Genomic DNA, 9,495 nt, shown 5'->3' with positions numbered 1-9,495 from the left:
GCCCTGTTCCACGCGCTGCAGAACGAACCGCTGGAAGGGCGCACTGCGCGCAACTCCGGCTTCATGGAGATCTCTTGATGTTGACCGACCAGCTGCCCGCCACCGCGCCTGCAGCGCCCGCACGTGCCGAAGTCTTCACCTTTGGCGATCCGACGCCGGTGCACGATGGGCGCGGGGTGTTGGACTATCTGGAATGCTGGCAGAACGGGCGCTGGTACGAGCCGCCGGTGGCGCTGGACGGCCTGTCCAAGACCACCCGTAGCAATCCGTTCCTGCAGTCCGGGCTGATCTTCAAGCGCAACATGCTGGCGCGCACGTTCAAGCCACACCGGCTGCTGTCGCGCGAGGCCTTCGAGCAGCTGTCGCTGGACTGGATCACGCTGGGCAATGGCTACCTTGAGCGCCGCCGCAACCGCATGGGCGGTGCACTGTCACTGGCTGCGCCGTTGTCCAAATACATGCGGCGCGGCATCACCGAGGGTGAGTACTTCCAGGTGCGCACCTGGCACGACGAACACGTGTTCGAGCCGGGCAGCGTGTTCCAGCTGCGCGAAGCCGATGTCGACCAAGAGCTCTACGGCCTGCCCGAATGGATGCCCGCCATGCAGTCGGCGCTGCTCAACGAGTCCGCCACGCTGTTCCGCCGCAAGTACTACAACAATGGCTCGCACGCCGGCTTCATCCTGTACCTGACCGACCCGCAGCAGAGCCAGGAAGACGTCGACGCGCTGCGCACCGCCATGAAGGGCGCCAAGGGGCCGGGCAACTTCCGCAACCTGTTCCTGTACTCGCCAGGCGGCAACAAGGATGGCCTGAAGCTCATCCCTGTCAGCGAAGTGGCGGCCAAGGACGAGTTCAGCGGCATCAAGGGCATTACCCGCGACGACATGCTGGCCGCGCTGCGCATCCCCCCGCAACTCATGGGCATCGTGCCGCAGAACGCTGGCGGCTTTGGCTCGATCCGTGAGGCCGCCGCTGTGTGGGCCGCCAACGAGCTGGAGCCGCTGCAGGCGCGCATGTTGAAGATCAACGACTGGGTGGGCGATGAGGTCATCGCCTTCACCCCCTATGCGCCGCCAGCGGCCGCGTAATCCTTTCCCACCGCAAGACCACGCAATGCTCAAGAATCTCCGTTGTGGCGAATGCGCCCGCCTGCTGTGCAAGGCCGGCGCCTTTGATGAAATCCAGATCAAGTGCCCGCGCTGCGGCACGCTCAATCACTTGAAGGCCGAGAGCCTCACCTCCGATCGCCGCGAGCGAATCCAAGAAGGCTCTCACCATGAAAAACCAGCTCCTGCAGGGCGACGCCCTGACCATCCTGCCCACGCTCGAAGCCAATTCGTTCGACGCGCTGATCACTGATCCGCCATATGCCAGCGGTGGGCTGCATGCCGCCGCGCGGGCCAAGCCGCCCTCGGTAAAGTACGTCCAGGGCGGTGGCGCGCAACTGCATGCCGACTTTGTCGGCGACGAGCGCGACCAGCGCTCGCACCTGAAGTGGATGCACTTGTGGCTATCCGAGTGCGCGCGTGTGCTCAAGGAGGGCGCGCCGGTGCTGCTGTTCACCGACTGGCGGCAGTTGCCGCTGACCACCGATGCGCTGCAGATCGCCGGCTTCACCTGGCGCGGCATCACTGTCTGGGACAAAACCGAAGGCGTGCGGCCGCAGCTGGGGCGCTTCCGCAACCAGGCCGAATACATCGTGTGGGGCAGCAAGGGCAACATGCCGCTGGACCGCCGTGCGCCAGTGCTGCCGGGTGTCATCCGTGAGTCGGTACGCAAGGCCGACAAGCATCACCTGACCGGCAAGCCGACCGGGTTGATGCGGCAGCTGGTGCGGATCTGCGAGTCAGGTGGGCGCGTGCTTGACCCATTTGCCGGGTCTGGAACTACGCTGGTCGCCGCGCAGCTGGAAGGCTTCGAGGCGGTGGGTATCGAGATGACCGATCAGTATGCTGCCGTTACGCGCGACCGGTTGACAGCCCTGTAATCAACATCACCGAGCCGTCCCCTGTGGCGGTTCGGTTTTTCATTGCTGGGTGGATGAGCGCAAGGTGATCGCCCGATACTGCCCGCGATCGCCGTAGCGCGGTCCCTTCTTCTCCAGCTCCGCACACAGCCTGTCTTCGCCGCAGGCCACCAGATTGGCGCGGGCAACGCGATCCAGAAAGTTGATTTCTGCCCGGAGCTGGGCGGCTTCAGCGACAGCCGCTTTGGTGCTGTAGAGCGCATAGCCAGCGACGACCATGCTCATGACACCCGCAGCCAGCAGCGCAATCGATGCGATCCACATGCGCCGCGTTGTCNCGGCTTCAGCGACAGCCGCTTTGGTGCTGTAGAGCGCATAGCCAGCGACGACCATGCTCATGACACCCGCAGCCAGCAGCGCAATCGATGCGATCCACATGCGCCGCGTTGTCGTCGTTTCCAGGGAATGTTGTGCATGTACATAACGCTGGGTGGCCTGCTGGACGGCCTGCTCCGCAGTTGCCATCTTCTTGTTGAATCGCTCAGCCGCCGGTTCCAGCGTTTGCGTCAGCGCCTGATTGCTCAATTGCGTTAGCCGGGGCAGCGCGTTTTCCACCACACGATTGACGCGCTGATCGGCGCTATTGACCGCGCTCCGCAGAAGCTGAAGCTGCTCCCGGACTAGAGCTTCCAATGCGTCTTCTCGCCGCTGCAGCGTCCCAATCACCACCGCCATGGCCTGGATCGATTCTTTCAGTGTGCGTTCCGACCCGTTGACATCGGGTAGCGCGGAGGTGTCCTGCATGTCCATAGTGTTCTCTCGATAATTCAATGCGCCGCACGTGTTGCGATCATCCACCACCACCACCACCACCACCACCACCACCACCGCCACCACCGCCGCCTCCACCGCCACCGCCACCGCCGTCTCCGCCACCATCACCCTGCGGACCGCCTTGCATCGCCGGTCCGTTGGCGAACTGCGGTAGCGTCAGCACCATCACCGGGCCACGGCTGGTTTGCACCTCTGCCGAGACGTCCATGTTCAGTGCCTGGCGCGTACTCGCCTGTTCCTGGGCTTCCTGCATTGCCTGGGCATCCAGAAATTCATGCCCTTGTTTGGCAAGCGCTTGGCTGTAGGGACTATTGGCGACACGTTTCAAGGCCTGTTCGATCGCCAGTTCGTTCTTGCAGTCGATGGCGTACAGCAACTCGTCCACATCCGGATCGCCGGTGATGGTCTTACGCTGGGGCTGCGGCCGATCTTCCTGCTCGCCAGCGGCCAGAGGGTGTGGCGCGGTGTCTGCTGGCGGGGCGCGTGGTGGTCTCAGCCCAGAGGGGCCATCCGGATCGTACCCATCACGCAATTCCAACTCGGTAAACGGCCGTTCACCACGGTCCACGCGCGCCTGCCGCGCTTCTGCGACGCGGTTTTCTGTTTCGAGCTCCTGTTCGAGTTGGATGCGCAGCTCACGCATGGAGCGCGCTATTTCCTCCCAGGAGTCCGGATCGGTGGGCACAGCGGCAGGACGGTCGTGCTGATCTACCAGGGACGCGGAAAGCGGCTCGCGTGCATCGGTCGCGTCCTCGGGTGGATCGGCTGCGCGGCCAGCGGTCGGCATTTCCAGCGATGGCGCTGCCGCTTGCGCGAGGTGTGCGGACACTGGGATCGCTGCAGGGAGATCTGGTGCTTCCGATGCTTGAGCCTGTGGCGTGCGCGCCTGTTGATCATCGCGGTGTTCTGTGGCCACCGGGGTGGCGAATGATGGTGCGGAAGGCGCGGTCGCCGCCTGGGCCAGGCGCGCATCCGCCGGCTGCGCGGGTTGATGCGCTGGTGCATCTTGGAGCGCATGCGAGGCGTGCGCCGTCATCGACCGTTGGCCGCTGTGCAGGTACGCAACCTGCTGCTGATCTGTCGGTGCTGTCTGCGTGATCGCCGCGCTCTGCGCTGGCTGCTGCTGAACTTCCTGTGGACGCTCTTCCTGCGCGTGTTGGCTTTGCGGCCGCTGCTGCTGCGCTACGTCGGATGCATGTGCTTGCGCAGGCTCTGCCAGCTGTTCCTGGGGTCGTTGGGTGAGGTCATCCTGGGTAGACCGCTGCTCGGGTTGGCGCGGCGATGTGTCCTGCGCATGGAGCGACGACGGCTCGCGCGAGGCTGCTTCCTGTGCCAGCTCCTGCTCGCGTTGTGGAGCCGCTTGGGCGTGCAGCGGCTGTTGCTCGGGATGTTGCACAGTCTGCGCCTGCAGGCGTTCCTGCTGGCTCTGCTGGACGCCCTGTGCCTGGCGTGCTTCCTGCTCGCGCTGCTGCGTCTCCTGGGCCTGCTGCTGCGCTTGTTCGCGCTGTTGGGCGTCCTGTGTCTGACCTTCCAGCTCTTCCAGTCGCTGCGCGTCCCGCTGCAGCAGCTCCAGCGCGGCATGCGCCTGTAGCGCCTGCGCAGCCTTCGCCCGGACGTCGTGCGATGCCTGCGCCTCCAGCGCGTGNAGCTCTTCCAGTCGCTGCGCGTCCCGCTGCAGCAGCTCCAGCGCGGCATGCGCCTGTAGCGCCTGCGCAGCCTTCGCCCGGACGTCGTGCGATGCCTGCGCCTCCAGCGCGTGGGCGCGTGTCTGGGCCAGTTGCTGATCTTGCGTCTGGCGTTGCTGCTGGTCTTGTTCTTGACGCGCCTGTGCGGCACTGGCGACCTGCATCCGCACCTGCAGATCCATCACCAGTTGTGGGCTGGAGGATGCGTTGGCGTCAGATGTGTCGCTATCTGCCGATCCCTCGGATGGGCGCGGCATGGAGGCCAGCTGCTGTGTGGGGGCCGCGGGCTGCTGCCGCGCCTGTACCTCCCGCAGTACCTGGCGGATGTCTTCGCTGCTGGTGACCGCCACGATGCGCTCTACGCCATCGGTGCCACGCTGCAGATGCGCGATGGGGCTATCGGCGCCAAACGTACCGCCAGGCCCGCGCTGCAGTTGCAGCGCGCTATCGCCGGTGAGTCCCTCGGCCTCCCGGGTGCGTTGGGTCGCCAGCTCGATCGCCTCGCGCCATTGCGGCTGCAACTCGGTGCCGACAATGCGATAGCGGTAGAGCGTCTGCTCGCCCTGTAGGTCTTGCGGCGATTGCCCGATGGCGGCAATCGCCTGCGCTTGCTCGGCCAGTGCCGGTTGCAGCAGTGTGCGCGTGGTGTCAAGTTCCAGCACGCGATTGCCATCGGGCGGGGCGCCGTTGCTGGTCCACTGCCCATCCATGTTGCGGTAGTAGCGCTGGCCGTCGGAGGCGGTCAACGCATCCGGGTCGGGCAGCGCCTGCTGCACGGCCGGCGACATCGGCAGGCCATCGGCCGCCCAGCCGCTGCGGTGGTGCGCCAGCTCATAGCGCGCGGCGATCGCGCCGGGACTGTTGGCGATGTTGCGGGCGATGACCTCCTGCGCTTGCGCGTCCAGCTCGGCTGCGCGTTGCGGCGAAGCGGTTTCCTGCACGTAGTTGCCACGATCATTGGCGCCAGAGATCTCGGCCTTGACCAGCCGATGCCACTGGCCGTCCGCCGCATCGCGCCGCCAGTCGGCCGTGCTCAGACTGGGGCGGTCAGTGGCGTTGGCCGGCTGGCGATACGGATCCTGCGGAGCGGGCGCATCTTTGAGGGCGAGCGCGGCAGCGGCGTTGGTGGCCTGGTAATTGAATTCGCGTGCCTTTTGGTAGCTGGCGACGATGGGGGTGGATGTGGGGTTGTCCACACCGTCGTTGGTAGTGTCGGCCTTGCCCTCACGCGCCCAGGCGCGGCCATCGAACGACCACTGCGTGCCCTCGCGATCGGTCTGGGTGTAGATGGCGCGGTTGTCGAGCAACGCGGCGGCCTTCTCGCCAGCAGTACTCAAGAAATACGCATCGGCCGCGATCAGCACCATCGGTCCGGCGCCCGAGCTCCCCAGCGCGTAGGCAGCGGCAGTACCGCCGGCCCAGCCGCCAACGTTGCGGCCGGCGAAATGCGCGAGCTCCGATTGTGCGGCGAGCGGGTTGTCCTGGCCCAGAAGCTGCGTGGCGCGTTGGCCGGTCATTACCGTGTCGGCGGCGGTGGCGAGCAGGCCGGCAGTGCGNAAATGCGCGAGCTCCGATTGTGCGGCGAGCGGGTTGTCCTGGCCCAGAAGCTGCGTGGCGCGTTGGCCGGTCATTACCGTGTCGGCGGCGGTGGCGAGCAGGCCGGCAGTGCGCAGTGCCTGGCCGGCGGAGAGCTCGCCGGCCAGCAGCTCGGCGGTGGTGAAGCCGCGTTGGGAGACTGGTGTGTACGGCGCATGCGGTGTAGCGGCTGCGCCTTGGCGAATGCTGCGCGCAGCAGTGCCGATGGCTGTCGGCGTGTCATCCAGGACCTGCTGGACCAACGCCGCATTGGACTCGGATAGCCTCACTCGGCCGGCATCTTCGGCGTGCGCAATGGCCATGCGGAATTCCTCGCGGCCGGCGATCTCGCGTACTAGGACGTCGGGTTCACGCGGGACGCCGACGAGATTGCGCCCCGTCGTCCGTGCGACATCGATCACTTCTGTGATTCGCCTCTCGGAGTGGGTGATCGCGGCCCATTCGGATTCGACATCGCTCATGGAGCGCAGCGTTCTCAACTGGTCTTCATGGGCAGCGCGGTATTGATCAATCTCGGAGAGGGTGCTGCGGTTTTGCGCGTTCGTTTCGGCCTTGGTCAAGCGATCTGGGGTAGTTGCAAATGCATCGCCATTGATGAGCGCGACTTTGAGTGTGTCTCGAAAATCGTGAACTTGAGCGGCAATTTTTCTCAGTGCTACTTGATCGTCATCCAGCGCTGCCTGACCAACATCATTTTTCTCAAGTCGATTCAGAAAGTCTGTGACTCCATCTGTATAAGAACCTCGCGTCCGTCCCCGATGAGGCGATGTTTCAATTGCGTCGGCTAGTTTGCCGTCTACCGGCAAATACAATCGATTTGCGGACGCATGCTCATCGATGAGGCCATGCTCAGTTAGCTTCTGGAGCAAAAGATGATCGCGAAAAACATCTTGTTCAATTACATGATGACTATGAAGGATGACTTGATTGGCAGGCATGCTTGTTGGCTCTTTGGTCGCGATAGACAGTCAGTAAGCCGAAGCGTCGATAAGTCTGACTCCACGTGTTTTTGGTGATCTGCCGAAACCGTTTTCGATCAGCGCATCACGTAATAAGCGATCGCAGAAAGCGTCTGCCGTGTACGGCGTCCGAAAGACGTGGGCCGATGCAACGACTTCCTTATCGAAAGCCAAGCTCGCGCCGCCAGTCAGATCGAAGTACTTGCCTTTCGAATATCCCTCCGTCAGAACCTTGACCGTTGACGCACCCTCGTCGATCGCATCAATCACTCTGGTGACGTCACACAAGTAATATTGAGGGCCTTGCGATCCGTCTTCCAGAAGAAAATCGCAGCGCACGAACTCGAATCCTTTGGGATCAATGGATTCGAGCACTCTCTTTAATGGGTCTGAGGTTAGCCAGTATCCGCTGAAGCCGCCTTGCAGATCATTCGGCATCTGTCCTCGACTTTGGTTATATCGAAGGCGCGGAGCTTCTTTCAGCGGCGGGAACCCTCCGTCCGGTGGTCGAATGATGCCCCTGCCTTCTGGGCGGAGTGCCTTCTCGTTTTCAAACACCACGCCATGTCCAGACCCACCACTGCGCATATCAGGTCTGAAGATGTAGAACGCACCTTTTTGAGGTGTGCTGTCGAGTGTTGCGCGGGCTTCTTTTGCTTCATTCATAGGTACTTTCTCTCAACAATCCAGCATGCGTCGAACAGGTGCCCACAAGTGAGTCGCTTCGCTGCCTCCCCATCAGACGCCCACCTCTGCGCTTGATCGCCAGTAATGGAGGCAGGGCCGGCGGCGGATGCTGGCATGTTGTAGGCCCTGTTGGGACGGGATACGGCCCCCTATGTTGCACGTCTTCAGCGACCGACGCAGTAGGAAAACCCCGACGCCTACGGACAGCGCTGGCCCTGGCGCGCGCAATCGTCGCCCCGCCACGCCTGCGGTCTTCATGCATGGCTTTCGCTGCACCCCCGCAGGGTGGGCCTAGACCGCGCTGCTGTTACCGATCCGTGCGATTCAAGGAGGCCTTTCTTCCCTGCAGATCGCTGCGCGCCTGGGGGGCTTCGCGGGGGCGACCGGCTGCGATCCGTTGCTAGGCCTCCCGGCGCATTTCGGTAAATGACCATCGGAACGAGGTAATCGGTAATCCGGAGCCTGAAACAAGGCCTAAGCAATTGATGCCAATGGGAATTTCCGGATTACCTTTTGGGGTGATTTAAGGTAATCCGGCTTCCATAGAAAAGTTATGTGATTGAAATTTAAGGGTATTTTTTGGGGGCGTGATTACCTCCCCGAAAGGTAATCCCATTACCTCTCAATTACCCTCCTGATTAGCCCCGACTCTCAGCCATGAAAATTGCTCGCTGCACGTAAAACCTGCTCTGGGCATGGTGTGGATTGCATCATGGCCGTGGCAAGTCGTGGCAGCATNAAAACCGGCTCTGGGCATGGTGTGGATTGCATCATGGCCGTGGCAAGTCGTGGCAGCATCTCGCGCAAGCGGAATCGACGATTAAAACGATAGGCCGCTTCTCCCAGGTAACGCCTTGCGTATTTGCCTTGCGCGATGGCGTGATACACGCCACTGATGGCGCGTTTGAGATTGCCCAGCACCACGTTGAGCCAACGTGCACCGGCCGTTTCGGTCGCGGCACGACCACCGCCAGTGTCCAGCGTGGTGTGCGCGTGGCCGGCGTCTTCTAGCCGGCGGAAGCAGGCCAGCCCATCGGTGTAGACCTCGCATTCGGGCGCCAAGCGACGGGCAATCCAGTCCTGCAGCGAGGTGTTGTCGAAGCTGCGCACCGGCTCGATCACCACAAAGCGCGGCGCGGTGAAGGTGGCATCGGTCTGCACCGCAATCAGGAACGCTTGTTTGTTCTCCGATCCGCGTCCGGCCTTGCCACCGTTACGCTCGCCGCCGAGATAGGCATCGTCGATCTGCACGAAACCCGCCAGTTTCCGCATGGATTCGCGCTCGGCCATAACCTGCATGATCTTGTGTTTCATCCGCCAGGCCGTCTTGTAGTTGACGCCCAGATGCCGCATCAACTCCAGCGCGGCCATGTTGGTTTTGGTCGAGGTCAGCAGGTGCAACGCCAGCATCCAGGTGCGCAGCGGCAGCTTGGTGCCTTCGAACATCGTGCCTGCAATCAGGCTGGTCTGATGCCGGCACGCGCTGCATTGGTAGTAGATCGCAGCACCCCGCTTGAAACGCGAGCGCACGCGTCCGGCACAAACAGGGCAACGAAAGCCTTGCGGCCAGCGCCACTTGTAAAGCGCGCGATAGCACTTGGCTTCGGTGCCGTAGGACGCGAAGAACTCAGGCATCGACAATCCCGCTTGGAACTGCACGGCATTGATACTCATCACGCCACCTCGTTGGCTTCAGGTGACAGCAGCATCCACCCAGCGCGGCGCAGATCCTGCGACAGGCGGCTGATGGTCAGGGCTAATCAGG

General features: G+C 63.0%; 6 protein-coding genes and 3 pseudogenes. 3 read left to right on the top strand and 6 right to left on the bottom strand.

Annotated elements, in window-relative coordinates; all coding sequences use genetic code 11:
- Nucleotides 1–77 precede the first annotated feature (77 nt).
- Genes XCSCFBP4642_RS29235 through XCSCFBP4642_RS0113975 form a run of 3 tightly spaced genes read left to right on the top strand, consistent with a single transcriptional unit; the run spans nt 78 to nt 1,990 of the window.
- Complete coding sequence (locus XCSCFBP4642_RS29235; protein WP_029220340.1) at nt 78–1,091, top strand: phage portal protein; 1,014 nt, start codon at nt 78–80, stop codon at nt 1,089–1,091.
- Nucleotides 1,045–1,362, top strand: coding sequence for a Com family DNA-binding transcriptional regulator (locus XCSCFBP4642_RS27155; RefSeq protein WP_323134708.1), 318 nt, complete (start codon nt 1,045–1,047; stop codon nt 1,360–1,362). Before XCSCFBP4642_RS29235 ends, XCSCFBP4642_RS27155 begins: the two co-directional genes overlap by 47 nt.
- Nucleotides 1,280–1,990 carry a DNA-methyltransferase gene (locus XCSCFBP4642_RS0113975; RefSeq protein WP_029220338.1) on the top strand — a complete coding sequence of 237 codons (711 nt, stop codon included), beginning with the start codon at nt 1,280–1,282 and terminating at the stop codon, nt 1,988–1,990. The genes XCSCFBP4642_RS27155 and XCSCFBP4642_RS0113975 overlap by 83 nt, the downstream gene beginning before the upstream one ends.
- A gap of 39 nt (nt 1,991–2,029) precedes the next feature.
- On the opposite strand, the gene XCSCFBP4642_RS29685 is transcribed toward XCSCFBP4642_RS0113975, so the two are convergent.
- The 6 genes and pseudogenes from XCSCFBP4642_RS29685 to XCSCFBP4642_RS0113955 all read right to left on the bottom strand — a co-directional run bounded on the left by XCSCFBP4642_RS29685 (nt 2,030) and on the right by XCSCFBP4642_RS0113955 (nt 9,404).
- Nucleotides 2,030–2,908, bottom strand: coding sequence for a hypothetical protein (locus XCSCFBP4642_RS29685; RefSeq protein WP_084624527.1), 879 nt, complete (start codon nt 2,906–2,908; stop codon nt 2,030–2,032).
- Nucleotides 2,820–5,948: pseudogene (locus XCSCFBP4642_RS29680) on the bottom strand (hypothetical protein); the annotation flags it as partial. The gene XCSCFBP4642_RS29685 and the pseudogene XCSCFBP4642_RS29680, both read right to left, overlap by 89 nt.
- Before the next feature lie 111 nt (nt 5,949–6,059).
- A pseudogene (locus XCSCFBP4642_RS30795) lies at nt 6,060–6,737 on the bottom strand (hypothetical protein); the annotation flags it as partial.
- A 39-nt stretch (nt 6,738–6,776) separates the two neighbouring features.
- Nucleotides 6,777–7,022, bottom strand: a pseudogene (locus XCSCFBP4642_RS30975) (AHH domain-containing protein); the annotation flags it as partial.
- Between the two features lie 30 nt (nt 7,023–7,052).
- Entirely contained in the window at nt 7,053–7,709 is a 657-nt protein-coding gene (locus XCSCFBP4642_RS0113960) for a DUF1629 domain-containing protein (protein ID WP_029218605.1), read from the bottom strand.
- A 672-nt stretch (nt 7,710–8,381) separates the two neighbouring features.
- A complete protein-coding gene (locus XCSCFBP4642_RS0113955) occupies nt 8,382–9,404 on the bottom strand; it encodes an IS1595 family transposase (RefSeq protein WP_029218604.1) in 1,023 nt (340 codons plus the stop codon).
- Nucleotides 9,405–9,495 lie beyond the last annotated feature (91 nt).

The organism is Xanthomonas cassavae CFBP 4642 (assembly GCF_000454545.1).
In the GTDB taxonomy this organism is placed as follows: Bacteria; Pseudomonadota; Gammaproteobacteria; order Xanthomonadales; family Xanthomonadaceae; genus Xanthomonas; species Xanthomonas cassavae.
This window is presented reverse-complemented; position numbering and strand designations above follow the sequence as displayed.

What these genes read in the sequence shown, in the direction of transcription:
- XCSCFBP4642_RS29235 (WP_029220340.1), top strand. Translation starts at nt 78, where the DNA reads ATGTTGACCGACCAGCTGCCCGCCACCGCGCCTGCAGCGCCCGCACGT.
- XCSCFBP4642_RS27155 (WP_323134708.1), top strand. Translation starts at nt 1,045, where the DNA reads ATGAGGTCATCGCCTTCACCCCCTATGCGCCGCCAGCGGCCGCGTAAT.
- XCSCFBP4642_RS0113975 (WP_029220338.1), top strand. Translation starts at nt 1,280, where the DNA reads ATGAAAAACCAGCTCCTGCAGGGCGACGCCCTGACCATCCTGCCCACG.
- XCSCFBP4642_RS0113960 (WP_029218605.1), bottom strand. Translation starts at nt 7,709, where the DNA reads ATGAATGAAGCAAAAGAAGCCCGCGCAACACTCGACAGCACACCTCAA.